This window comes from Caenispirillum salinarum AK4, from assembly GCF_000315795.1.
Lineage (GTDB): Bacteria > Pseudomonadota > Alphaproteobacteria > Rhodospirillales > Rhodospirillaceae > Caenispirillum > Caenispirillum salinarum.
In genome coordinates, this window is sequence record NZ_ANHY01000008.1 from 30,030 (window position 1) to 51,775 (window position 21,746).

25 protein-coding genes are annotated in these 21,746 nt (G+C 70.1%); 11 read left to right on the forward strand and 14 right to left on the reverse strand.

Translation table 11 applies throughout. The annotated features are described in order from the left end of the window. Positions 1-10: 10 nt before the first annotated feature. Together C882_RS09780 and C882_RS09785 are read left to right on the forward strand one after the other, a co-directional pair. Entirely contained in the window at positions 11-598 is a 588-nt protein-coding gene (locus tag C882_RS09780) for a hypothetical protein (RefSeq protein ID WP_009540429.1), read from the forward strand. Between the two features lie 26 nt (positions 599-624). Further along, positions 625-894 (forward strand): hypothetical protein, encoded by a 270-nt coding sequence (locus C882_RS09785; RefSeq protein WP_009540430.1) that lies wholly within the window; start codon positions 625-627, stop codon positions 892-894. Positions 895-922: 28 nt separating this feature from the next. Here the strand turns inward: C882_RS09785 and C882_RS23145 are convergent, their stop codons facing one another. After that, on the reverse strand, positions 923-1,303 hold the full coding sequence (locus tag C882_RS23145) for a hypothetical protein (RefSeq protein WP_009540431.1): 381 nt from the start codon (positions 1,301-1,303) through the stop codon (positions 923-925). A 72-nt stretch (positions 1,304-1,375) separates the two neighbouring features. On the opposite strand from C882_RS23145, the gene C882_RS09795 reads away from it, so the two are divergent. Then, a complete protein-coding gene (locus C882_RS09795) occupies positions 1,376-1,828 on the forward strand; it encodes a GIY-YIG nuclease family protein (protein ID WP_009540432.1) in 453 nt (150 codons plus the stop codon). A gap of 15 nt (positions 1,829-1,843) precedes the next feature. On the opposite strand, the gene C882_RS09800 is transcribed toward C882_RS09795, so the two are convergent. After that, positions 1,844-2,371: an O-acetyl-ADP-ribose deacetylase gene (locus C882_RS09800; RefSeq protein ID WP_009540433.1), complete on the reverse strand. Its 528-nt coding sequence runs from the start codon at positions 2,369-2,371 to the stop codon at positions 1,844-1,846. 115 nt (positions 2,372-2,486) lie between these two features. Beyond that, complete coding sequence (gene ppa, locus C882_RS09805) at positions 2,487-3,017, reverse strand: inorganic diphosphatase (protein WP_009540434.1); 531 nt, start codon at positions 3,015-3,017, stop codon at positions 2,487-2,489. 290 nt (positions 3,018-3,307) lie between these two features. Here ppa and murJ point away from each other — a divergent pair, with 290 nt between their 5' ends. Further along, positions 3,308-4,885 (forward strand): murein biosynthesis integral membrane protein MurJ, encoded by a 1,578-nt coding sequence (gene murJ / locus C882_RS09810; RefSeq protein ID WP_009540435.1) that lies wholly within the window; start codon positions 3,308-3,310, stop codon positions 4,883-4,885. A 52-nt stretch (positions 4,886-4,937) separates the two neighbouring features. On the opposite strand, the gene C882_RS09815 is transcribed toward murJ, so the two are convergent. Further along, positions 4,938-5,438: a PAS domain-containing protein gene (locus C882_RS09815; RefSeq protein ID WP_009540436.1), complete on the reverse strand. Its 501-nt coding sequence runs from the start codon at positions 5,436-5,438 to the stop codon at positions 4,938-4,940. Positions 5,439-5,668: 230 nt separating this feature from the next. Then, positions 5,669-6,811 carry a c-type cytochrome gene (locus tag C882_RS09820; protein WP_009540437.1) on the reverse strand — a complete coding sequence of 381 codons (1,143 nt, stop codon included), beginning with the start codon at positions 6,809-6,811 and terminating at the stop codon, positions 5,669-5,671. Between the two features lie 195 nt (positions 6,812-7,006). Here C882_RS09820 and C882_RS09825 point away from each other — a divergent pair, with 195 nt between their 5' ends. From C882_RS09825 to C882_RS09835, 3 genes are all read left to right on the forward strand, one after another. Further along, positions 7,007-7,786 (forward strand): 3-deoxy-manno-octulosonate cytidylyltransferase, encoded by a 780-nt coding sequence (locus C882_RS09825; protein ID WP_009540438.1) that lies wholly within the window; start codon positions 7,007-7,009, stop codon positions 7,784-7,786. 25 nt (positions 7,787-7,811) lie between these two features. After that, entirely contained in the window at positions 7,812-8,690 is an 879-nt protein-coding gene (locus C882_RS09830) for a prephenate dehydratase (RefSeq protein ID WP_009540439.1), read from the forward strand. A 176-nt stretch (positions 8,691-8,866) separates the two neighbouring features. Beyond that, on the forward strand, positions 8,867-9,214 hold the full coding sequence (locus tag C882_RS09835) for a hypothetical protein (protein ID WP_009540440.1): 348 nt from the start codon (positions 8,867-8,869) through the stop codon (positions 9,212-9,214). Between the two features lie 61 nt (positions 9,215-9,275). On the opposite strand, the gene C882_RS09840 is transcribed toward C882_RS09835, so the two are convergent. From C882_RS09840 to C882_RS09870, 7 genes are all read right to left on the reverse strand, one after another. Further along, positions 9,276-9,917 carry a hypothetical protein gene (locus C882_RS09840; protein ID WP_009540441.1) on the reverse strand — a complete coding sequence of 214 codons (642 nt, stop codon included), beginning with the start codon at positions 9,915-9,917 and terminating at the stop codon, positions 9,276-9,278. Positions 9,918-10,191: 274 nt separating this feature from the next. Continuing rightward, positions 10,192-11,403: an argininosuccinate synthase gene (locus C882_RS09845; protein ID WP_009540442.1), complete on the reverse strand. Its 1,212-nt coding sequence runs from the start codon at positions 11,401-11,403 to the stop codon at positions 10,192-10,194. 312 nt (positions 11,404-11,715) lie between these two features. Further along, positions 11,716-12,549 carry a universal stress protein gene (locus tag C882_RS09850; protein ID WP_009540443.1) on the reverse strand — a complete coding sequence of 278 codons (834 nt, stop codon included), beginning with the start codon at positions 12,547-12,549 and terminating at the stop codon, positions 11,716-11,718. A 162-nt stretch (positions 12,550-12,711) separates the two neighbouring features. Further along, complete coding sequence (gene msrA / locus C882_RS09855) at positions 12,712-13,200, reverse strand: peptide-methionine (S)-S-oxide reductase MsrA (RefSeq protein ID WP_009540444.1); 489 nt, start codon at positions 13,198-13,200, stop codon at positions 12,712-12,714. Between the two features lie 83 nt (positions 13,201-13,283). Continuing rightward, positions 13,284-13,559 (reverse strand): hypothetical protein, encoded by a 276-nt coding sequence (locus C882_RS09860; protein WP_009540445.1) that lies wholly within the window; start codon positions 13,557-13,559, stop codon positions 13,284-13,286. 100 nt (positions 13,560-13,659) lie between these two features. Beyond that, entirely contained in the window at positions 13,660-14,679 is a 1,020-nt protein-coding gene (locus tag C882_RS09865; protein ID WP_009540446.1) for an NAD(P)/FAD-dependent oxidoreductase, read from the reverse strand. Between the two features lie 163 nt (positions 14,680-14,842). Next, positions 14,843-15,250: a hypothetical protein gene (locus C882_RS09870; RefSeq protein ID WP_043644736.1), complete on the reverse strand. Its 408-nt coding sequence runs from the start codon at positions 15,248-15,250 to the stop codon at positions 14,843-14,845. Between the two features lie 250 nt (positions 15,251-15,500). Here C882_RS09870 and C882_RS09875 point away from each other — a divergent pair, with 250 nt between their 5' ends. Continuing rightward, positions 15,501-16,055, forward strand: coding sequence for a hypothetical protein (locus C882_RS09875; protein ID WP_009540448.1), 555 nt, complete (start codon positions 15,501-15,503; stop codon positions 16,053-16,055). Positions 16,056-16,131: 76 nt separating this feature from the next. Continuing rightward, complete coding sequence (locus tag C882_RS09880) at positions 16,132-16,476, forward strand: hypothetical protein (RefSeq protein WP_009540449.1); 345 nt, start codon at positions 16,132-16,134, stop codon at positions 16,474-16,476. A gap of 7 nt (positions 16,477-16,483) precedes the next feature. Here the strand turns inward: C882_RS09880 and C882_RS23150 are convergent, their stop codons facing one another. Beyond that, the gene (locus tag C882_RS23150) at positions 16,484-17,695 is read right to left on the reverse strand and encodes an AMP-binding protein (protein WP_009540450.1); all 1,212 of its coding nucleotides are present in this window, start codon (positions 17,693-17,695) and stop codon (positions 16,484-16,486) included. Positions 17,696-17,771: 76 nt separating this feature from the next. On the opposite strand from C882_RS23150, the gene C882_RS09890 reads away from it, so the two are divergent. Then, positions 17,772-18,131, forward strand: a complete 360-nt coding sequence (locus tag C882_RS09890; RefSeq protein WP_009540451.1) for a photoactive yellow protein — start codon at positions 17,772-17,774, stop codon at positions 18,129-18,131. Positions 18,132-18,168: 37 nt separating this feature from the next. Further along, positions 18,169-19,308: a sensor histidine kinase gene (locus C882_RS09895; protein WP_009540452.1), complete on the forward strand. Its 1,140-nt coding sequence runs from the start codon at positions 18,169-18,171 to the stop codon at positions 19,306-19,308. A 17-nt stretch (positions 19,309-19,325) separates the two neighbouring features. Here C882_RS09895 and C882_RS09900 read toward each other — a convergent pair whose 3' ends face one another. Continuing rightward, positions 19,326-21,683, reverse strand: coding sequence for a sodium:solute symporter family protein (locus C882_RS09900; RefSeq protein ID WP_083875785.1), 2,358 nt, complete (start codon positions 21,681-21,683; stop codon positions 19,326-19,328). Positions 21,684-21,746 lie beyond the last annotated feature (63 nt).

A 21,746-nucleotide genomic window follows, 5' to 3' on the forward strand; every position in this document is an offset into this window, starting at 1 on the left:
TGATCCCGGCATGATGCGCGTGTTTCGCCTCCTCGTGCCCGTCCTGCTGGCGGGCGTTCTCTCCGCCTGCGCCGCCGGGAACGGCGTCGTGGTGACCCGAAGCACGCCGACCACGGGGGATGCGCTGGCGATTTCCAGCTTCCGCGCCGCCTCGGGGGCGGGCCCGGTGCTGATGGAGGTGGTCGGAAGTCCGGTGGCCGCGCCGGCGGAGGACGTCGCGCCGGCCATCGCCGCGCGCATGCCCACCCCGCCCGGCCGCGCTCCCACCCGCTACACCACCGACCCGGCGCAGGCCGGCAATCCCTCGACGCGCGTGGTGCTGCTGTTCGGCGTGCCCCAGGCCGTGAACGGCGGGATCGCCTGCCGGCTGCGCGGCGGAGACCTGCCCGACGCGGCGGCCAATCCGTCCGACCGCACGACTTTGGAGGCGGCGCTGTGCAACGGCACGGGCGCGGTGCGGGCGGCGCGGCTGCGGGGGCCGGCGCTGACGGGGCTGGACGACCCGGCGCTCGACAGGCTTCTATGGCGGGCCGCGCGCGAACTGGTGCCGTGGCGCGACCGCGAGGACCCCCCGCGCTGCCTGCACTGGCCCTGCTGAGACCCCATCCCGGACGACACCGCCCCATGAGTGACCGCAACAAGCCCCTGCCCCCGACCATCCAGGCCGCCGTCGCTGCCGTTAAGAAGGCCAAGAGCCGCCAGACGGAGGAGACCGCCCGCGGCCCCGGCGAGCAGCTGTGCAACAAGTGCGGCGCCGTCTTCCGCTGGACGCGGTCGGACGCCGCCAGCGGGCGCGGCGCCCTGGTGGCGCGGCTGGTCAAGGGATCGCAGACCTGCGACTGCGGCTACGGCAAGGCCACCACCGCCGGCGGCCGCCGGCGCGGCGGAGCGTGAGGACGCGCGGCATGGGCACGGCGTCGGCTCAGGGCGCGACGAACACCTTGCAGTCCGACCAGCCGTCGTTGATGAAGTGATAGGTCATGTCGGGCACGGCCTTGCCGTTGGGGTCGCTCAGGTTCCAGCCATACTTGGCGACGCCCGTGGTGCCCCGGCCGATGTTGTCCTTGCCGGTGTACCAGATTTTCAGGCGGTTCTTGCGCACCTGGTTGAATTCGTTGCGGCGGCACAGCGCCGACAACTCCTTGTCGAGCCGCCCGACTTGCCAGAAACTGTCGTTGGTCCAGGCGTAGATGGCGCCCTGCGCCGCCGCCGGCCCGGGAGGGAGCAGCGCGCCCAGCGTCACGGCCGCTGCCAGAAGGCGGGCGGCGGAACGGGCCGGCAGGAAGGCAGAAAAGTTGAACATGAGCGGCGGTTGTGTGCGTGGCGCGATCCTCGGCCACCACTTTCCGCCTAAGCCGACAGGATGTCAAACACCATGGCCGGGTGGATACGCGATCCGCATCAGCTTCCCGACGCGCCGGGCGCCTATGTGCTGCGCATGGTGTTCGGCTTCCCCGTGCCGCTGCCGCCCCGATTCGCCGAGGCCCACGGCGCGGCGCTGGAACCCGGAACCTACCTTTACTGCGGATCGGCACGGGGCGGCGGGGGCCTGCGGGCGCGGTGCGGCCGGCATCTGGCGGTCGACAAGCCGCGGCGCTGGCACGTGGACTGGCTGACCACGGCCGCCGGCGACACCGCCGTATGGCCCGTGGCGGGCGGCGACGAGTGCGCCCTGCGCGGCGCGCTGACGGTGGCCGGAGCCGCCGCGCCCGTTCCCGGCTTCGGCTCCAGCGACTGCCGCCGCTGCCCGGCCCACCTGCTGCGCTGGCCCGATGCCGCCGCCGACGTGACGTCGGTGCTCGCCGGCCTCACCAGCGACGGCGGCTGAGGCGCCCCCGGTCCGTCAGGCCAGCTTGTCCAGGGCGTCGCGGTGCAGAGCCGCGCTGTCTTCGTCGAAACACACGAAGCGCACGGTCTCGATGGCGTCGGTCTCGTGCAGAACCTCGGCCACCGTGCCGACGGCGATGGGGGCGGCGCGGTTCGGGGGAAAGCCGAAAATGCCCGTCGAGATGGCGGGGAAGGACACCGACGCCGCGCCGATCTCGACGGCCACCTCGAGCGAGCGGCGGTAGCAGGATGCCAGCAACGATTCCTCGTCGGCATCGCCGCCGTGCCAGACCGGCCCGACGGTATGGATGACCCAGCGGGCCGGCAGGTCGAAGCCCTCGGTGGCCTTGGCGTCGCCGGTCTCGCAGCCGCCGAGCGGCTCGCAGGCTTCCAGCAGCCGCGGCCCGGCGGCGCGCTGGATGGCGCCGGCCACGCCGCCGCCCGGGCCCAATTCGTTGTTGGCGGCGTTGACGATGGCGTCGGTGGACTCCCGCGTGATGTCGCCGACGACCACCTCGATGCGGTCGCGCGCGGATGCGCTCATGGCGGTCTCCCTCCTGTTCTCGCGTGATTCTTTCACCGATACGGAAACGCCCCGACCACCTTTCGGGGTCGGGGCGTTTCCATCATCGCGGGCAAGGCGACGGCGGCGAGGGGCCTCAGCCCTTCTTGCCGGCCTCGATGCCTTTGGCGATCATCTCGGCGGCTTCCTTGGCGTCGCCCCAGCCCAGGATCTTGACCCACTTGCCCTCTTCCAGGTCCTTGTAGTGGGCGAAGAAGTGCTCGATGCGCTTCAGCTCGGTCGTGCGGATGTCGCCGAAGCTGTTCACGTTGTCGTGGTAGGGGTGCAGCTTGGAGTGCGGCACGCCCAGGATCTTTTCGTCGCGGCCGGCCTCGTCCTCCATGTGCAGCACGCCGATCGGGCGGGTGCGCATGACCGAGCCCACGGCCACCGGCATGCGGCCGATCACCATCACGTCCACCGGATCGCCGTCGTCGGACAGGGTGTGGGGAATGAAGCCGTAGTTGCAGGGGTAGTGCATGGCGGTGTGCAGGAAGCGGTCCACGAACATGGCGCCGGAATCCTTGTCCACCTCGTACTTCACCGGATCACTGCGCAGCGGGATCTCGATGATGACGTTCACGTCCCACGGAGCGTCCTTACCGACGGGAATCTTGTTGATGTCCATGATGCTTCCTTCCGGCTTGACGGCGCCGCCAACCCTGCGGCGCGATGACCGGGCCTCCCTCCGGAAAACCCGCGATCGGTGACTGTTCGGGCGCCCGCGCCGCCGCCATCCCCTGTGGCAGCGGGTGCGGGCGCGAAAAGACGGCCCCTTTATTACTGGAATCGCGCCCGCCGTAAAGGGCTGTCGCCGGGCTACCCCAGAGGGTGGCTTTGCGGTCCTCTGCCCGCGCCGCTTTTTCGCCTTGCCGGCATGGTGTAAAAGGGCGCGTCCTGGTCAAGCCGGTGAGGCCCATGTCCCTGTTCCGTGCCGTCGCCACCGTCGGCGGGTTTACCCTTCTCAGCCGAATCACCGGGTTCGCGCGCGACATCCTGATCGCCGGGTTCCTGGGCGCGGGCACCGTGGCCGACACCTTCTTCGTCGCCTTCAAGTTCCCCAACCTGTTCCGCCGCCTGTTTGCGGAAGGGGCGGTGGCGGCGGCCTTCGTGCCGCTGTATTCGCAGACGCTGGAGAAGGAGGGCGCGGCCGAGGCCCACCTGTTCGCCCGCCGCGCCTTCACGGTGCTGGGCCTGGTGCTGGCGGTGTTCGTCGGCTTGATGCAACTGGTCATGCCCTGGGCCATCTATGCCTTCGCACCCGGCTTCGACGCCGTGCCCGGCAAGATGGAACTGGCCGAGGACCTGACCCGCATCACCTTTCCCTACCTGCTGCTGATCTCGCTGTGCGCTTTGCTGTCGGGCGTGCTGAACAGCCTTGGCCGGTTCGCCGCCGCCGCCGCGACGCCGGTGCTGCTGAACCTGGTGATGATGGGCGGCCTGCTGGCCCTGCACCAGTACACCGCCACGCCCGGCCATGCGCTGGCCATCGCCGTGGCGGCGGCCGGCGTGATCCAGCTGCTGTGGCTGATCGTCGCCTGCCGCCGGGCAGGCGTGCGCATCCATCTGGTGCGCCCCACCTTGAGCCCGCGCATCAAGCTGCTGGCCAGGCGCGTGGTGCCGGTCGCCTTCGGCGCCGGGCTCTATCAGATCAGCCTGTTGGTGGACACCATCCTGGCCTCGCTGGTGAGCGACGGCGCCGTCAGCTACCTCTACTACGCCGACCGCATCAATCAGCTGCCGCTGGGCGTGGTCGGCACGGCCATCGGGACGGCCCTGCTGCCGCTGCTGGCGCGCCAGATCGCCGCCGGCAACACCGAGGCCGCCCACTACAACCAGAACCGCGCCATCGAGGCGTCGCTGCTGTTCACCATTCCGGCCATGAGCGGGCTGATCGTCATCGCCCACCCCATCGTCACCGCCCTTTTCCAGCGCGGCGCCTTCGGACCGCTGGAGGCGGCGGCGACGTCCGGCGCGCTGGCGGCGTTCGCCGTCGGCCTGCCCGCCTTCGTGCTGATCAAGGTGCTGTCGCCCGGCTTCTTCGCGCGCGAGGACACGAAGACGCCGGTCTGGTGCGCCGGCGCCGGCATGGTGGTGAACGTGGTGCTGAACCTGATCCTGATGCAGGTGCTGGGGCACGTGGGCATCGCGCTGGCGACCGGCCTGGCGGCCTGGGTCAACGGCGGCGCGCTGGCCGTGATCCTGCACCGCCGCGGCCACTTCGCCCCCGACGCCCGCCTCAAGAGCCGCCTGCCGCGCATCATGGGGGCCAGTGCGGTGATGGCCGGCGCCGTCTGGGCTGCCAACCGCTGGCTGGTGCCGGAACTGCCGGTGGAGGGCCTGGGCGCGGGCGTGCCGAGCATCGTCGCGCTGGTGGCCCTGCTGGCCGTCGGCGCCGGCAGCTTCACGGTCGCCGCCTTTGCCATGGGGGCGACGTCGCTGTCGGACATCAAGGGCATGATCCGCCCGCGCCGTGCCGCTCAGCCGGGAGAATGACCGGGTGCGGCCGCTTTGACGGCGGCGGCCGCCAACCCGGCGGGGTCGCTCCTCAGTCCACCTTGTAGCTGAAGGCGCCCAGGATGTGGGTGACCGTCTTGCCGTCGGTCGAGACGGGCATGATCGCCATGCGGTGCTTGAGCACGCCGCCGCCGCGCACGCGGGGCAGGGTGGCCGCGTCGGCCAGCGGGCGGCGGAAGTCCACCACCGCGCGCACCAGGTCGAGCATGTGCTCGGCGACGTCGCTGGGCAGGACGTCGTGGGGCCGCTTGCCCGTGGCCGAGGCCTTGAAGGCCTGCGACAGGGCGCCGCCGCAATAGGTGAAGGTGGCGGTGCCCAGGCCCGCGGTCACGTCCATCAGGAACAGCTTGCCGCGCAGCAGCGGCTCGGCCTCCATGTCCAGGTCGTCGAGCAGCGGCAGCGGCCGGTGGTCGCGCACGGCGTGCCAGTAGGACAGCGCCTGGCCGACGACCCGGCGCTCCCGCCCCACCGGCGCACCGCCGCCAGCCGCGGCGCCCGTGGAGTCGCCGTGTATGCCCGAATGCGCCGTCATGAAAAAGTCCCGTGCTCTTGTTGTTCCAGGAAGCCTCATCGGTGTGCGCCTTTCGGTGCGGGAAACGCCGCGGCTTCCTTGCGTCTTTAGGATTAAGCCCAATTCTGGAGGGGACGCTTCCCGGGGTCAACCGATACAAAGGCATATGGCGGATTGGAAAAAAGAAAAGCGCCCCGGTCCGTGCGACCGGGGCGCTTGTTGTCCACCGAGGCGCGATAGTGTCGGCGGCGTTACTCCGCCACAGCGCCTTCCTCGGGCGCGGGGCGCTCGCCCGCGCCTTCAGGCTCGGGCACCGCTTCCTGCAGCGTCTCGCTGGCAACGCCCGGAGCGGCCGGACCCGGCGACGCGGCGTCCAGCGGCGGCGGGTTTTCGGTGTGCTCCATCATGAAGGCGACGACGGCGGCGCGGTCTTCCTCGCTCTTCAGGCCGGCGAAGGTCATCTTGTTGCCGGGCGCGAAGTCCTTGGGGTTCTCCAGCCAGGCGTTCAGGTTCTCATACGTCCACTGGCCGTCCATGCCGGCCAGGGCGTCGGAATAGCGGAAGCCTTCGTGCGCGGCGATGTCGGCACCGACGATGTTGCCCAGGTTGGGACCGACGCGGTTGGGACCGCCGATCTCATACGTGTGGCAGGCGCGGCACTGGTTGAACACCTTCTGACCGGCAGCCGGATCGGCGGCGGCGACCATGGCGGTGAATCCACCGGCGGCACCGTCGGCGGCCGGAGCGGCCTCGGCGGCCTGCTGCTCTTCGGCGGCCGGGGCCTCTTCCGTGGCGGCGGCCTCGGCCTCGCCCTCGGCGGCGGGCGCCTCCTCGGTGGCGGCGGCCTCCTGCGGCTCGGGCACGGCCGGCGGGTTCTCGGTGTGGGCCATCAGGAACTTGATGATGGCGGCGCGGTCTTCGATGTCCTTCACGCCGGCGAAGGTCATCTTGTTGCCCGGTGCGAAGTCGCTCGGGTTCGCCAGCCAGGCGTCCATCTTCTCGTAGGTCCACTCACCCTCGAGGCCCGCCAGGGCGTCGGAGTAGTTGAACCCCTCGTGCGCGGCGATGTCGGCACCGATGACGTTGCCCAGGTTGGGGCCGACGCGATTGGGGCCGCCGATTTCATAGGTGTGGCACGACGCGCACTGGCGGAACGCCTTCTCACCGGCCGAGGCCTCGGCCTGGTTGATGAGGGTGAACAGGTCGGCCTCGGGCTCTTCCTCGGCCGCGGCCACCTCGGTCGCGCCACCTTCGTCACCCGTGTCCAGGCCCGCGCGGTAGACGGGTTCGTCCAGGGTGCGGGTCGGGTTGTAGATGTCGCCCACGGCGTTCACGATGAAAACCAGGGCGATCGCGACGGCAAGCGCGGCGACGGACTTACCAATAAAGGACATGCGCCTCTCCGAACGGTTCAGGGCCAGGGCAGCGATTCGCGGCCGGAGCGTAGCGGGTGGAATGCCGTCTGTCCACGGGGAGCATACGGCTTTCGCGCTGCTATACGCTTGGCGGCCGCGTTTTGATCTTTATCGAGGCCGTTCCAGGGGCTACCTTCACGCTCCTTTCGCCCATTTCAAGTCGATGCCCGCGCCATGACCGCCCCCGCCGACCCCAGCACGCCAGGACCCGCCCAGAGCCATGCGCTGGTGGTGATTCCCGCCCGCATGGCGTCGACTCGCCTGCCGGGCAAGCCGCTGGCCGACATCGGCGGCGTGCCCATGATCGTGCAGGTCTGGAAGCGCGCCATGGAGGCCGCCGTCGGCCCCGTTCTGGTCGCCTGCGCCGAGCCCGAGATCGCCGAGGCCGTGCGCGCCCACGGCGGTGAGGCGGTGCTGACCGACCCCGACCTGCCGTCGGGCTCCGACCGCGTCTGGCAGGCGGTGGAGCGGTTCGACCCGCAGGAGCGGTTCTCCGCCATCGTCAACGTACAGGGCGACCTGCCGACGCTGGACCCCGCGCTGGTGGCGGATTCGCTGGTGCCGCTCGACGACCCGGCGGTGGACATCGCCACGCTGGTGGCCGAGATCTCCAAACCGTCCGAGCGCGACAACCCCAACGTGGTGAAGGCGATCCTGGGGCTGAAACCCGACCAGCGGCGCGGCCGGGCGCTCTATTTCACGCGCGCCACCGCGCCGACCGGCGATGGGCCGCTGTATCACCACATCGGCCTCTATGCCTACCGCCGCGCGGCGCTGAAGCGCTTCGTCGGCCTGCCGCCGGGCGTGCTGGAAACCCGCGAGCGGCTGGAGCAGCTGCGCGCGCTGGAGGACGGCATGCGCATCGACGCCGTGCTGGTCGACACCGTGCCGCTGGGCGTCGACACGCCGGAAGACCTTCAGGCGGCGCGCGCCGTCCTCACCCCCAAGCCCTGACCCCTTCCACAGAGACAGACCCGCCATGGCCGCTTCGTCCGATCCGTCCCACACCATCGCCTTCCAGGGCAGCCCCGGCGCCTACAGCCATCTGGCGTGCAAGGCGGTGTACCCGGACTTCACGGCGCTGCCCTGCGCGGCCTTCGAGGATGCCTTCCAGGCGGTGCGGGACGGCCAGGCGCGCTATGCCATGATCCCGGTGGACAACTCGGTGGCCGGGCGCGTGGCCGACATCCACCACCTGCTGCCCAATTCCGGCCTGCACATCATCGGCGAGCACTATCAGCCGGTGAACCACCACCTGCTGGGGGTGAAGGGCGCGACGCTGGACGACATCGCCACGGTGCGCAGCCACGTCCATGCCCTGGGCCAGTGCCGCAACATCATCCGGCGGCTCGGCATCAAGCCGGTGGTCGCCGCCGATACCGCCGGGGCGGCGGCCGAGGTGGCGCGCATGAGCGACAAGAGCGTCGCCGCCATCGCCTCGGAACTGGCGGCGGAGACCTATGGCCTGGTGTCCCTGCAGGCCAACGTCGAGGACGAGTCGCACAACACCACGCGCTTCGTCATCATGTCGCGCGAGCCCCTGACGCCGCCGCCGGGCGCGCTGGAGGGTGTGGTGACCAGCTTCGTCTTCCGCGTGCGGAACGTGCCGGCGGCGCTCTACAAGGCGCTGGGCGGGTTCGCCACCAACGGCGTCAACATGACCAAGCTGGAAAGCTACATCGTCGACGGCCACTTCGTCGCCGCCCAGTTCCTGTGCGAAGTGGAAGGGCACCCCGAGGAACGCGGCGTGCGCCTGGCCTTCGAGGAACTGAAGTTCTTCACCCGCGAGTTGACCATTCTCGGCGTCTACCGCGCGCATCCCTACCGGTTCGAGGCCCGCGCCGACATCGAGGACTGATGGCGGACCGCGTGATCGTTCCGGCGGCGTAAGGCTGCCGGCGCAGCTTCGGCGTCTCCTTTTTCCCCATCTTCTATACCGACGCGCAGTCGCGGTGCGCGCGCCGGCTTGGCATGGTCGGAGGGGTTGAGGGGGAAGAACGGGTCGGACAAGGCCCGCAGACCGAGGAGTGCCGCATGACCGAGACGACGCCGCGCCGCGCGGTTCCCGCCGCCATCGCCGAGGCCCGGGCGCCCGGCGCCGTGATTCCCCTGCACCGCCACCCCGTCTTCCTGCGCCGCAAGATCGCCCGCGACGCCCGCGAGGTGCTGGATCAGGTGGCGGAGGCACGGGCCTCGCTGGACCGCATCCATTCCGCCCTGACGCTGTTCCGTGCCCAGCTTGCCCGCAGCCGCAACCGGCTGGAGCCCACCCGCGCCGACTGCGCCGCCACCCTGGCGGCGCTGGATAGCGGCGACGTGGCCGAGATGGAGCGAGTCCGCGACGCCATCCTCGAGCGCATGGAGGCGCAGGGGCGGGCCTGACGCGACGAAGGCCCCCGCGTTTCCGCGAGGGCCTGTTCATCCGGTCGAGCCGCGGCGCCGATCAGGCGCCGGTTCCGCCGACCTTGACCAGTTGCTGGTCGCGGACAACCGCGTTGCGGCGCTTGTGCCAGTGAACCTCGCGCACGACGTTGTTCACCTCCGGCGCGTAGTAGAAGGTGCGGGTGCGCCAGCGGTCGTTGCAGACCACTTTGAAGGTGTCGAAGGTGCCCGCCGGCACGGTGACGCGGGCGGTGTCCTCGACCTCGCAGCGGCGGGTGTTCCGATCGGCGTCGCCCCGGCTGTTGGTATGGACGTAGTCCCACGACGCCGTCTTGCCGACCGACAGCGGCCACAGGCTGCCCGAAGACCCCGTGATCTCGCCCGTACCGCTGGCCCAGGCGCCGTCGCCGCAGTCGTTCCACTCCAGGTTGGGAGCGAAGTAGGCGGCGTCGGTCAGGCTGCGGCCATGGCAGCTGTTGTCGACGCGCCAGGCGAAGGTTTCCGGCGTGACTTCAGTGACCGTCACGACCACGGCGTCCTCGACGCTGCCGCGCGTTCTGGACACGGTGTGGCCTTCGACCGGTGCCGTGTACTCGGCGGCGGGCACTTCGGTTGCTGCAACCGGCTGTTCCTCAACGCCCGTCGTGTTGCAGGCGGTCAGCAGGCCGAGGGTCAAACCCGCGGCGATCAGGCGAAACGTCATGGTATTCCCCTTGCGGTTTCTAAGCGCCGTCCGGCGGGACGGCCAAGGTGGAATACCGCAGCAAATACTTAAAATAAATATGGTCTTTCCGCACAAGACCCTGATGATGTGCCACGACTTTGTGCCACAGGTGATTCAGCCCTGAAGCGTACCAAGGCGCCGGCGAGGGGCAAGCCGGGCCCCAAAGACCGAATACCTTGGGCGCAGGCGAACGACAAAGGCCCCCGCGTTTCCGCGAGGGCCTTTGGTCTTCGGGAACGGTTCAGCCGTACGCTCAGCCGCGGGCCATCTTGCCCAGGCGCAGGCGCAGGGCGTTCAGGCGGATGAAGCCGTTGGCGTCGTACTGGTCGTAGACCGTGTCTTCCTCGAACGTCACATAGTCCATGCGGTACAGCGAGTTGGGCGACTGGCGGCCCACCACGATCACGTTGCCCTTGTAGAGCTTCAGCTTGACCACGCCGTTGACGGTCTTCTGCGTGTGGTCGATGGCGGCCTGCAGCATCTCGCGCTCCGGCGAGAACCAGAAGCCGTTGTAGATCAGCTCCGCGTAGCGCGGCATCAGCTCGTCCTTGAGGTGCGCTTCCTCGCGGTCGAGCGTAATGCTCTCGATGGCGCGGTGGGCGGTCAGCATGATGGTGCCGCCCGGCGTTTCGTAGACGCCGCGCGACTTCATGCCGACGAAGCGGTTTTCCACCAGGTCCAGGCGGCCGATGCCGTGCTTGCCGGCCAGCTCGTTCAGCCTGGTCAGCATGGCGGCGGGCGAGAGCTTTTCGCCGTTCACCGCCACCGGGTCGCCGTTCTTGTACTCGATCTCGATGTATTCCGCCTTGTCCGGCGCCGCCTCGGGGCTGACGGTCAGGCGGAACATGTCCTCGTCGGGCTCGACCCAGGGGTCTTCCAGCGCCTTGCCCTCATAGCTGATGTGCATGAGGTTGGCGTCCATGGAGTAGGGCGACTCGCCGTGCTTGTCCTTGGGCACCGGAATCTGGTGGTTCTGGGCGTATTCGATCAGCTTGGCGCGGCTGTTGAGGTCCCACTCGCGCCAGGGGGCGATGACCTTGACGTCGGGCTTGAGCGCATAGGCCGTCAGCTCGAAGCGCACCTGGTCGTTGCCCTTGCCGGTGGCGCCGTGGGAAATGGCGTCGGCGCCGGTTTCCTCGGCGATTTCGATCAGGCGCTTGCCGATGAGCGGGCGGGCGATGGAGGTGCCCAGCAGGTAGACGCCTTCATACGTGGTGTTCGCCCGGAACATGGGGAACACGTAGTCGCGGACGAATTCCTCGCGCAGGTCCTCGATGTAGATTTCCTTGATGCCGAGCATCTCGGCCTTCTTGCGGGCGGGTTCCAGCTCCTCGCCCTGGCCGATGTCGGCGGTGAAGGTGACCACCTCGCAGCGGTATTCCTCCTGCAGCCAGCGCAGGATGATGGAGGTGTCCAGGCCGCCGGAGTAAGCCAGCACGACCTTCTTCACGTCGCCCTTCGTCATGATGATAGCGCCTCTGGGTCAAGAAATGAGGGAATGTACGGCGAAGGCCGCAGTATAGGCGAAGCGCGCGCCCCCGCAAGGGCGGCGGAGGGGCCGTGCCTCGGACTGTTGGGATGAAGCGCAGCCTGCGAGGGTGCCTGGAACTTGGCGGGCTTCCACCAGATGTATGGCAAAGGCGGCCAGCGGAGCGTGTGGGCCCCTGCTTCCGCAGGGGCGACGGGGGTTCAAGCTGTTTTGATGTAACAAGATTTACCCGTCATTCCTGCGAAAGCAGGAATCCACATCCGCTGTTGGATGAACCGCTTTGACGACCTAGTGGCTGAACAGCACCGGCACGGTCATCTGGCGCAGCATGTCGCGGGTGACGCCGCCGCGCAGGATGTGCGGGAAGCCGTAGTGGCCGTGCGCGCCCATCAGCAGAAGGGTCACGCTTTCATCCGCCGCACGGCTCAGCAGCATGTCGACGATGCCGATCTGCTCGGCGGTCGCCGTGCGCAGGTCGCAGGTGACGCCGTGGCCGGCCAGGAAGTGCGCCACCTCGTCGGTGTCGTAGCCCGGGCCGGCGGCCTCGCCCTCGGCATTGGGGCCGCGGATCACCAGCACCGAGGCCTTGCGCGAGGCGGCCAGCAACGGCATGCCGTCCGACAGGGCGCGGGCGGCCTCGCGGCCGGCGTTCCAGGCGACCATGACGTGGTCGGTCAGCTTGGGGAAGTTGCCCGCGTAGGGCACCACAAGGACGGGGCGGCCGGCGTTGAGAATGGCCTGCTCGGTCATGTCCTCGGGCACGATGCCTTTGTCGGTCTCGCGGTCGTACTGGCCCACGACCACCAGGTCGGCATGGCGGGCGGCACGCACCAGGTAGTGGATGACGTTGGCCGAGGTCACCAGCGGCGACATGGAGAAGCGCACCTCCACGCCCTCTGCCTCGGCGCGGGCGGTGACGTCTTCCTTGACGCGCTCGAACTCCTGCTTCAGGCGGTCGCTGGCGCGGTGCACGGGGTCGATCATGGACTTGGCGGGGTCGAGCTGCGCCATGCAGGCGTGCACCCGGCCGCCGTGCTGCTTGGCGATGGTCAGCGCCAGATCGACGCGGGCGGCGCAGCGCGGGGTCGAGTCGATGTGCACCAGAACCGTCTTGTACGGCATACGTCATCCTCCCTGATGTATATTTTTGTCTGCATAAAGCATACGCAAAGCGTCCGCGCGGGCAAGTGCGGCGTGTCGCGGTTGATGAACCGTAACACGGCGCACCCGTCCCGGCGGACGCCGGCGTGCGTGTGCGAAAGAGGGAGGCTCGGCCCGACCGGCCTACCAGCGGCCGGGCATGCCGCAGACGGCGGTGCCCCGTCCGCGCTTGGCCATGTACTGCTGGTGGTAGTCCTCTGCCGGGTAGAAGGCGCCGGCCTCGGTGATCTCGGTGATGATGGGGCGGGGGAAGCGGCCCGAGTCGTCGTTCTGGCGCAGGCTGGCTTCGGCCTTTTCCCGCTGCATGTCGTCGTGGACGAATACGGCCGAGCGGTACTGGCTGCCGACGTCGAAGCCCTGGCGGTCCTTCTGAGTCGGATCATGAGCCTTCCAGAAGACCTCCAGCAGGTCCTCGTAGGAAATCTTTTCGGGATCGTAGTCCACCCGCACGGCCTCGGCGTGGCCGGTCTCGCCGGAGCAGACCTGCTCGTAGGTGGGATCGGGCCTGTTCCCGCCGGTGTAGCCGACCATGGTGGAGACGACACCGGGGGTGCGGCGGAAGGATTCCTCCACGCCCCAGAAGCATCCGGCGGCGAAGGTGGCGACGGCCATGGATCGTGTCCTCGTTCTGCGTGTCGCGTCGGGGTTATACGCTCTAAGTCGTGCGTCCCGGCGCGGCGCGCAAGACGGGTGCGTCAGCGGAAGGCCTTGGAGGCGGCCTGGATGCGTTCGATCCGGTCCATGATGCGCTGCTGGCGGGCGCCCGAGTCGTGCAGGCGCTGGATGGAACCGTCCAGGGCGTCGGAGAACTCCACCAGGCCGTCGCGCACCGTGTCCAGTGACGACGCCAGCGACTGTTGCGCCTTCTGCAGGTCCCGCACATGGCCCAGCGTGCGCTGGTTGGATTCCTGGATCATGCGGCAGTTGCGCTGCACCCGCGCGCGGGCCAGCGAAACGACTTGCGCGCTCATGATGTCCCCTCCTCGTCCGTGTCGCGGCCCGCCATCAAGCCCCCCGAAGCGGTCCGCATGCGTAACAGTGTGAACCAGGGGGGCGCCTGCGTCCACCGTTTCACGCCGCCACCGCCAGCGACTCGAGCATGCCGCCGGCGAGATCGTGGCCGCTCAGGAAAGCGAGCTCGACCCGCGGGCCGCGGCACCAGTCCCCCGCCAGGCCCAGCCCGGCCGCGGCGTCCAGCAGGTAGGAAACGTCGGCCGGGCGCTCCACCAGGGCATGGCGCCAGCGGTGGGCGGAAAGGTGACGCACCGCCTCGGTCACGCCCGTCAGCGCCACGAAGCGGTCGAGCAGCCGCCGCGCCACGGTCGCGGCGTCGTCCTCCAGGTGGTCGCGCGACCAGCCGGGGGCGCCGTGCAGCGTCCAGCAGTCGGCCTCGGGCGCGCGGCCGGGCTTGCCGCCGTTGCGCCCCGCCAGGCCGAGCACCGGGTCTTCCAGCCGCGCCATGTCGAAGGGCAGGGGCAGGGGGGCCTCCCAGGCGGCCATGGCGGCCCAGCAGGGGGCGTACCGCACGCGGGAGAGCGCCGGAAACGCGGCCTCCCACTCCCCGAGCATCTCGCGCGCCTGGGGGGCCGGCGCGGTCAGCGCCACGGCATGATACGGTCCGTGGGTGCGGCCGTCGGCATCGGTCAGGCGCCACAGGCCGGCGGCGTCGCGATCCAGGGCCGTGATGCGAACCCCCTGCGTCACGGCGACGTCCGCCGCCAGCGCCTTGACGAGGCCGCTCATGCCCGGCCGCCCGACCCAGCGGGTTTCCGACGCGGAGACGCGCGTGAACCCCTCTTCCCCCAGCATGGCCCAGCGGCCGTCCCAGGGGGCGGCGGTGCCGGCCTCGGCGGCGGCCTCCAGGGCGGCCCGGAAGGCGGGGTCGCGGGCGGTGGCGTACTGCGCGCCATGATCGAACGTCAGCGCGCCGTCCTCGGCCCGGCGGGTGGCCAGCCGGCCGCCCGGCCCGCGCCCCTTGTCGAACACCTGGACGGGCACGCCGGCGCCGGCAAGGCGGTGGGCGCAGGCCAGGCCGGCGATGCCGGCCCCAACGACGGCCACGGGCGCGGCGATGGTGGTGGAAAGGTTCATGATGCGGTCTCCCTCAAACCCCATCCACTACGGCCCGATGCCGCGTATGGATTTGCTGCATTGCAGCATGAGGGCGAGGGTGGGGCCGTGGGCGCCCGCCCGCAATCTTTTTGATGTTCGGGAGACCGTTGATCGGCCCGCGCCGCCGGGGTCAGAGCCGGGGTCAGAGGTAGTCGAGGGTCACGAAGGCACCGCGGGCCGCCGGGCGCAGCCGCCAGGTGCCGACGAAGGGGTTGTAGAGGGCCAGCAGCCCGCCGGCGCCGCCGCGTCCGTCGTCCAGCCAGGGGCTGCGGGCCTCGATCATGCCCTTGACGAACAGCCCGAACACCGCGCCGGAGTGGCCGAGCAGGCGCGACAGTTCCTCGGTCTTTGCGCCGGGGCAGGCGGACAGCGCGGCAATGACGCGGCGCTCCACCGCAGTGGCCGGCCAGGCGGTGAAGGCGCTGACGATCCGCCGCTCCACCGCTTCCAGCCCCATCGGCCGCAGCCCCGCCGACAGGCCGGCGCGGCGCGGGCCGGGAAAGATCACGACGTTGGAGGCTGGGACCGGGACATGGGCGTGCTGGGTCATGGGCAGGGCGCTCATTCGGGGAACATTGTGCGGCGGGCGATACAGAAAGGCTAGGTCCGCCCGCCCTTGGACCGCCAGCGTGCTTTGGCCTTAGGCCGCCTTGCCGGCGGGGTAATCCCTTTGTCCGGACGCGGCCGACCGGCCGGATTTTGAATTGGTACAATTTCCCTATTGAACCGGGACGCTTTCGGCGTTAAGTGCGGCTTCGGAGAGTGATGAACCGACGCAGATCGGTTTGGGAGTGAGTGCCGTGCAGGACTGGATGATCTGGACTGCCGTCGCCGGCGTGGCGGCGGCCGTTGTCGTTTTCGGCCTTGGCTATGTGCTGGGCCGCCGTTCCGTGACCGTCGCCGACGACGCGGTCGTCCGCGCCGCCGAGGCCGCCCGTGCCGAGGTGATGCGCGCCTATGCCGCCGGCTCGACGCGCACGGTGGTGTCGGTGTGGCGCCGTTTCCTGGCGACCAACCCGCTGGGCGAGGACGTGCGCGACGTCAGCGACCTGCCCTATACCAAGCGCCGCATCGAGGACGCCTGCCTCCTCGCGCTGGCCGCCGCCACCGATCCGGCGGAGCGGGCCGGGCTGGCGCAGGCGGTGCGGGCCCTGGCGCAATACCAGGCGGTGGGCGCGCGGCGGCGCTTCGGCGCCATGCACGCGCTGAGCGGAAATACGGCGCTGGCGGTGGCCAACGACACGCCGGACGGGCCGGGCGTCTCGCAGGACGATGCCGTGGCGGCGACGGTCCGCACGGACCTCGACCGCCTGGAGGCGCGCCTGGCGCCGCTGCTGGCGGACACGGCGGCCTGACCGGCGTCAGTTTCGTTGCACCCGGGACGGGGCTGCGTCATTGATGGACGCAGCCCTTTTTCATGGAGGACGGACCATGCCGCCGAAGAAGAATCCCAAGAAGCTCAACCCGCTGCAGCTCAAGACGCTCACCATCCTGCAGGAGCTGGGCAACAATCCGCAGACGGCGATGATCGACGAGTTGACGGGCGACGCCACCATCAACCAGTTCCCCCACGCCCACGGCAACCACTTCCACCTGGGTCCCTATGTGGTCTCGGGCGCCGACGCCACCGGCCTGTCCAACGAGGCGGTATGGCGCGCGCTGGAGCGCAAGGGCCTGGCGCGCAGCTTCTTCCCGACGGCGATCACGCTGACGCAGGAGGGCCGCGAGTACGAGACCGGCCTGCGCGACCAGATCCTGCACGGCTCGGACCACTGACCCAGGTTCAGCACGCCATCCTCACCACCACGTCCACCGGCCGTTCCGCCGCCGGCCATTGCGCGATGGCGGCGTGCAGGCGGTCCTCGGCGTCGGGGGCGGCGTCGGCGGTCAGCGTCACGGTCGCCGCCAGCCGCTGGCCGCCCGGCGTCTTGATCGGCGCCACCTTCGCCTCGGCCACGCCCGGCAGAGCCTCCAGCCGCCGCGCCACCGCCTCGGCGTGAACCAGTCGGCCGGCCACCTTCACGCCGCCGTCGCGTCGGCCGGCGACACGGAACCCGGCGGCGTCGGACGTCCAGTCAAGTCGATCCTGGACCGGCAGCGCCATTCCGGTCGCCGCCTCTGCCAGCCCGTCATCGACGGCGTCGCGGGCGAGCCAGGGGAAGGGGCGGTAGGGCGCGGCGTGGTGGTCGCGCCAGCCCAGCCCCGCCGTCTCCGACGAACCGTACACCTCCACCACCCGCGCCGCACCCAGGGCCGTCAGGGCATCCCAATCCTCGGGCGGGCAGGGGCCGGTGGAGGTGGCGCACCAGACGTCCGCCGGCAGGAGCGCCGTCCAGAACCGGGCCGCCTGGCTCCACACAAGGGGGAAGCCGAGCACCAGGTCGCCCGGTTCGAGCCGCGCCGGCAGGCCTGCGATACCCGCCGCGCGGGCGTCCACTACGGGCAGGCCCGCGACATGCGGCATCAGTACGCCGAACAGAAAGCCGTAGATGTGATGTGCCGGCACCAGCCGCACCACGCGCCGGCGACCCGCGAACACCTCGGCCAGGAAGGCGGCCTCGCGCCGAAGCGACGCGATCGTGTGGCGGCAGATCCTGGGCGTCCCCGTGGTGCCCGAGGTGGCGAAGGAGACCGCCGGGTCCGGCCCCTCGGCCAGGCGGGCGGCGGCGATGTCGGCCAGGGTGCCGAGGGTGCGGGCGGGCAGCACCTTGTCGTCCCAGGCCGTGCCGTCGAGCGTCAGGAAGCGGTGCACCGCGAGCGCCAGCCAGGTGCGCTCGATGCTGTCGGCGCCCAGCCCGCCCTCGCCGAGCGGCAGGGCCATGAGGTCCGCCGGGGCGCGGTCCGCCGCCAGTTCCGGCCCGTCGCTGCCGCGCTGCTCGGCCAGTTCCGCCGTCAGCAAATCGAGCAGGGCCGGCGCCAGGTGCTCGGGCGGCGGTGGCGCAGGAGTCGCACCAGTGGTTGAAGGACTCGGCAGGCCGTTCGACGTATCGGACATTTTTGGAACGTTACCATTGAAGTAGGGGTTACTCCGGATGATTATGGAGTCCGGTGTGGGTTTTAGGCAAATTGCGATGACTTTCGATGATCCCGACATGCTCCGGTGGCTGGAATCCGCCCGCGCGGCCGACCTCGACGCGCTGGATTTCGGCGTCATCGGCATCGGCCCCGACGGCGCCGTGAGCCACTACAACGCCTGGGAGGTGGAGGCCGCCGGCATCAGCCGCGACTGGGCCATGGGCCGGGATTTCTTCAACGAAGTCGGCCTGTGCATGAACAACTTCCTGGTGGCCCAACGGTTCGAGGACGAACCGACGCTGGATGCCTTCGTGGATTACGTGCTGACCTTCCGCATGAAGCCGACCCGCGTGACGCTGCGCCTGCTCCAGCATCCCGACTCGCCCACCCGCTGGATCCTGATCCGGCGCGTCTGAACGGCGGTCGGAACCGACAACGCCTTTGTGAGGGGCCATGGCCGAACCGCGCGAAAACGGCACCGCCGAAGCGTCCGAGGAAATGTACCAGCTTCTCCACCAGGCGCCCGTGGGGCTGGTGGAGATGCGCGCCGACGGCACGGTGGACCTGATGAACGCCATGGCGATCCAGCTTCTGCTGCCGCACGCGACCGGGCGGTCCATGGACAACCTGTACGACGCCCTGGGCGACGGCGGCGAGGAGGTGCGCACCCGCTGCGACGGTGTCCAGGGCCGGGCCGGGGCGGGCCTGCTGTGCCAGGGCGTGCGCGTGGACGGCCCGGCGGGAACGCTGGGCGTCACCGTCACCCGCACCAGCCGCGGCACGCTGCTGGCGGCAGTGGAGAACCTGACGCCGCTGGTCGCCGCTGAGCGCAAGGCCCAGGCCGCCCGCAAGGAGGCCGACCGCGCCAACGCCGCCAAGAGCGAGTTCCTGGCGGGTATGAGCCACGAGCTGCGCCAGCCGCTCAACGCCATCCTGGGCTTTTCCGACATCATGGCGGCCGGCGTCTTCGGCCCCCTCTCGGACCGCTATCAGGGCTATCTGGCGGACATCACCACGTCAGGCAAGCACCTGCTGTCGCTGATCAACGACATTCTGGACATCGCCAAGGTGGAGGCCGGGCACATCGAACTGGAGCCCGAGCCCGTGGTGCTGGAGGATCTGCTTGCGACCTGCGTGCGCATGCTGCACGAGCGCGCCGAAAAGCGGGGCGTGCGGCTGACGGTGAAGGACGGCGCGCCGGGCCTCGTGCTCATGGCCGACATGCGGCGGATGAAGCAGGTGCTCATCAACCTGCTGTCCAACGCCATCAAGTTCACGCCGGCCGGCGGCACGGTGACCATCCGCACCAGCCTGCGCGACGACGGCGGCCCCCGCCTTGCGGTCGCGGACACGGGCGTGGGCATCGCGCCCGAGGACCTGGAGGCCGTCATGCGTCCCTTCGAGCAGAGCGCGGCCGGCCGCCGGCAGGCCGAGGACAGCACGGGCCTGGGCCTGCCGCTGGCCGCCACGTTGGCGGAACTGCACGGCGGCCGGCTGACGCTCGACAGCACCGTCGGCGAGGGCACGACGGTCACGGTGGATCTGCCGCCGTCGCGGGTCCATGGTCCCGGCGAGGGAGCGCGGATCATGTAGCAGGCAGAGCGGCCCGGCTACTGCGCCACCCCGCGCGCCCAGGCCTCTCCGTGCGCCCGCAGGGTCAGGCGGTTCGCGGCCTGGGGGGCGGGGGCGACGCGCAACTGCCCCTCCACCCGGTCGAGCCCTTCGCGCACATGCTCCAGGGTGGCCGCGCCGGCCTCGCCGGAGAAATCCACTGGTCCGCCCAAAACCTGGATGGTCACCCGGTGGTAGACGCGGTCCCGGTCCAGCACCACGTGCGCGCCCTGCGTGGCGGCGTGACGCGCCTGGAACAGCAACAGGTCGCGCACCGCCTGGAACAGCAGGATGCGCTGGCCTTCCTCGCGCACGGGAGCAGCGCCGCTCGCCGCCACCGTCACCGGCAGGCCGTGGACGGCGGTCATGTCGCGCCCCAGGGCCCGCAGCGCGTCCAGCAGGCCTTCGGGCCGCTCGGCGAGGGCGCGCTCCACCTCCATGATCTCCACCGCGCGGTGGGTCCGCGCCGTGCCGCCGCGCGCATAGCCGTCGGTGCCGGTCAGGTAGCGCCACCACACGGGGATGAGCAGCAGCCCGCCCGCGATGAAGATCCAGGTCGCCGCCTCCGCCGCGCCGGGCGGCGGGACCATGAGGCGCCCGAAGCCGATGAGCAGCAGGAACAGCGACAGCGCCGTCGCCGCCACCGCCCACACCTGCCGGCCCAGAAGGCGGCGCGGCTCGCGCGGGTCGTCGCCGGCCATGGCGGCCTCGCGCCCCCAGAATCCGAAGGGGCGGACCCGTTCATAGAAGGCCAGAAGGGTGTCCTGGTTGGTGCGCGGCGTGATGAAGGTGACGCCGATGGCCGCCGCCGTCGTCACGCCCGCCATGATGCCCAGCCGGATCCACTCGTTCTCGGCGGTTGTCCCCATGAAGATCAGCAGCAGCGGCGCCGTCACCAGCGAGGCCGCCATGGCGGCAAGCTCGGACCACAGGTTGATGCGGTTCCACAGCCAGCGCAGCACCAGAACCGACCCCATCCCCGCACCGAACAGCAGCGAGATGAACCATGCCGTCTGGATGGAGCCCAGGTTCGCCATGACCGCCAGCGCGATGACAAGGATCAGCACGTTGGACAGGCGCGCGACGATCACCAGTTCGCGGTCGCGCGGCGCGCGCCTGAGCCAGCGGCGGCAGACCAGCCCGTCGTAGACGTCGTTGGACCAGTAGCTGGCACCCCAGTTCAGGTGCGTGTCCACCGTCGAGGCCAGCGCCGCCAGCAGGCCGGTCAGCATCAGCCCGCGCACGCCGGGTGGCAAATACTCGTCGATGCCCGTGACGAACAGGATTTCGCGCGAGGCGGCGAAGCCTTCCGTTCCCGCCTCCTCGGGCGTGAAGGGATAGAGGACCAGCAGCCCCACGGCGATGGCCAGCCAGAACAGGCTGCGCAGGAAGATCTGCGCCCAGGCGAAGAGGACGCCGGCCGTGGTGGCGTCCTGGTCGGTGCGGCAGGCCATGGAGCGCTGGGCCAGGTAGCCGGTGCCGTCGGAGTTCATCTGGAACAGCCATTGCAGCCCGATGATGACCAGGAAGGGCAGAAGCAGCCCCGCCGCCATGTCCGGCCCGAACGACAGCATGCGTCCGGCCTCCGCCGCGCCGTAGACGTCGACCACGCGGTCGGTCAGGCCGCCGAAGCCGCCGGCCGCGTCGACGACGATCCAGGCATAGATGGCGGTGCCGATCATCGCCAGGCCGAACTGCACCACGTCGGTGTTGACCACGCTGCGCAGCCCGCCGGTGGTGGAATAGGCGGCGGTGAACGCCAGGATCAGAAGGATGGATATCAGGTTGTTGGTCGTCGCGATCTCGGGCGCCAGGCCGGTGACGCTGTCGCCCAATTGCAGGCCGATCCCCTGAACCAGCGCGACCACGGGGGCGTAGAGGGCGCCGGGCAGCCATTGATGCCAGGGCAGGAAGACCTCGGCGATGCGGATGGCGGCGACCATCACCATCGCCAGCACCACGCAGTTGATGACGGTGCCGTAGTAGATGGCCTTGAGCAGCCGCAGCGGCGCGACGGCGCGGCCGGAATAGCGCACTTCCGTCAGCTCGGCGTCGGTCAGCACGCCGCCGCGCCGCCAGCCGACGGCGAAGACGAAGGCCATGAGCAGGAAGGCGAGCCCGTAGATCCACAGCCGCCACAGGGCGAATATGCCGGCCGTCGCCACAAGGCCGGTGACCAGCAGCGGCGTGTCGGCGGCGAACTGGGTGGCGGCCATGGAGCAGCCGGCCTTCCAGCCGCGGATGGTCTTGCCGGCCAGGAAATACTCCTGAAGGTTCTGCCCGGCGATCCGCCGCGAGCGCAGGCCCGAGCCGATGGCGTAGGCGACGAAGGCGAGAACGATCAGGACATCGATCATGGCCACGGCCCGCCCGCGCATCCGGGCGGCTCCCTCCGTTGAAGGCTGTTCTTTTTCAACGGA

What these genes read in the sequence shown, in the direction of transcription:
- C882_RS09785 (WP_009540430.1), top strand. Translation starts at nt 625, where the DNA reads ATGAGTGACCGCAACAAGCCCCTGCCCCCGACCATCCAGGCCGCCGTC.
- C882_RS23145 (WP_009540431.1), bottom strand. Translation starts at nt 1,303, where the DNA reads ATGTTCAACTTTTCTGCCTTCCTGCCGGCCCGTTCCGCCGCCCGCCTT.
- C882_RS09800 (WP_009540433.1), bottom strand. Translation starts at nt 2,371, where the DNA reads ATGAGCGCATCCGCGCGCGACCGCATCGAGGTGGTCGTCGGCGACATC.
- C882_RS09825 (WP_009540438.1), top strand. Translation starts at nt 7,007, where the DNA reads ATGACCGCCCCCGCCGACCCCAGCACGCCAGGACCCGCCCAGAGCCAT.
- C882_RS09880 (WP_009540449.1), top strand. Translation starts at nt 16,132, where the DNA reads ATGCCGCCGAAGAAGAATCCCAAGAAGCTCAACCCGCTGCAGCTCAAG.
- C882_RS09860 (WP_009540445.1), bottom strand. Translation starts at nt 13,559, where the DNA reads ATGAGCGCGCAAGTCGTTTCGCTGGCCCGCGCGCGGGTGCAGCGCAAC.
- C882_RS09900 (WP_083875785.1), bottom strand. Translation starts at nt 21,683, where the DNA reads ATGATCGATGTCCTGATCGTTCTCGCCTTCGTCGCCTACGCCATCGGC.
- C882_RS09870 (WP_043644736.1), bottom strand. Translation starts at nt 15,250, where the DNA reads ATGACCCAGCACGCCCATGTCCCGGTCCCAGCCTCCAACGTCGTGATC.
- C882_RS09845 (WP_009540442.1), bottom strand. Translation starts at nt 11,403, where the DNA reads ATGACGAAGGGCGACGTGAAGAAGGTCGTGCTGGCTTACTCCGGCGGC.
- C882_RS09850 (WP_009540443.1), bottom strand. Translation starts at nt 12,549, where the DNA reads ATGCCGTACAAGACGGTTCTGGTGCACATCGACTCGACCCCGCGCTGC.
- msrA (WP_009540444.1), bottom strand. Translation starts at nt 13,200, where the DNA reads ATGGCCGTCGCCACCTTCGCCGCCGGATGCTTCTGGGGCGTGGAGGAA.
- C882_RS09830 (WP_009540439.1), top strand. Translation starts at nt 7,812, where the DNA reads ATGGCCGCTTCGTCCGATCCGTCCCACACCATCGCCTTCCAGGGCAGC.
- C882_RS09890 (WP_009540451.1), top strand. Translation starts at nt 17,772, where the DNA reads ATGACTTTCGATGATCCCGACATGCTCCGGTGGCTGGAATCCGCCCGC.
- C882_RS09835 (WP_009540440.1), top strand. Translation starts at nt 8,867, where the DNA reads ATGACCGAGACGACGCCGCGCCGCGCGGTTCCCGCCGCCATCGCCGAG.
- C882_RS23150 (WP_009540450.1), bottom strand. Translation starts at nt 17,695, where the DNA reads ATGTCCGATACGTCGAACGGCCTGCCGAGTCCTTCAACCACTGGTGCG.
- murJ (WP_009540435.1), top strand. Translation starts at nt 3,308, where the DNA reads ATGTCCCTGTTCCGTGCCGTCGCCACCGTCGGCGGGTTTACCCTTCTC.
- C882_RS09865 (WP_009540446.1), bottom strand. Translation starts at nt 14,679, where the DNA reads ATGAACCTTTCCACCACCATCGCCGCGCCCGTGGCCGTCGTTGGGGCC.
- C882_RS09820 (WP_009540437.1), bottom strand. Translation starts at nt 6,811, where the DNA reads ATGTCCTTTATTGGTAAGTCCGTCGCCGCGCTTGCCGTCGCGATCGCC.
- C882_RS09895 (WP_009540452.1), top strand. Translation starts at nt 18,169, where the DNA reads ATGGCCGAACCGCGCGAAAACGGCACCGCCGAAGCGTCCGAGGAAATG.
- C882_RS09795 (WP_009540432.1), top strand. Translation starts at nt 1,376, where the DNA reads ATGGCCGGGTGGATACGCGATCCGCATCAGCTTCCCGACGCGCCGGGC.
- ppa (WP_009540434.1), bottom strand. Translation starts at nt 3,017, where the DNA reads ATGGACATCAACAAGATTCCCGTCGGTAAGGACGCTCCGTGGGACGTG.
- C882_RS09840 (WP_009540441.1), bottom strand. Translation starts at nt 9,917, where the DNA reads ATGACGTTTCGCCTGATCGCCGCGGGTTTGACCCTCGGCCTGCTGACC.
- C882_RS09815 (WP_009540436.1), bottom strand. Translation starts at nt 5,438, where the DNA reads ATGACGGCGCATTCGGGCATACACGGCGACTCCACGGGCGCCGCGGCT.
- C882_RS09780 (WP_009540429.1), top strand. Translation starts at nt 11, where the DNA reads ATGATGCGCGTGTTTCGCCTCCTCGTGCCCGTCCTGCTGGCGGGCGTT.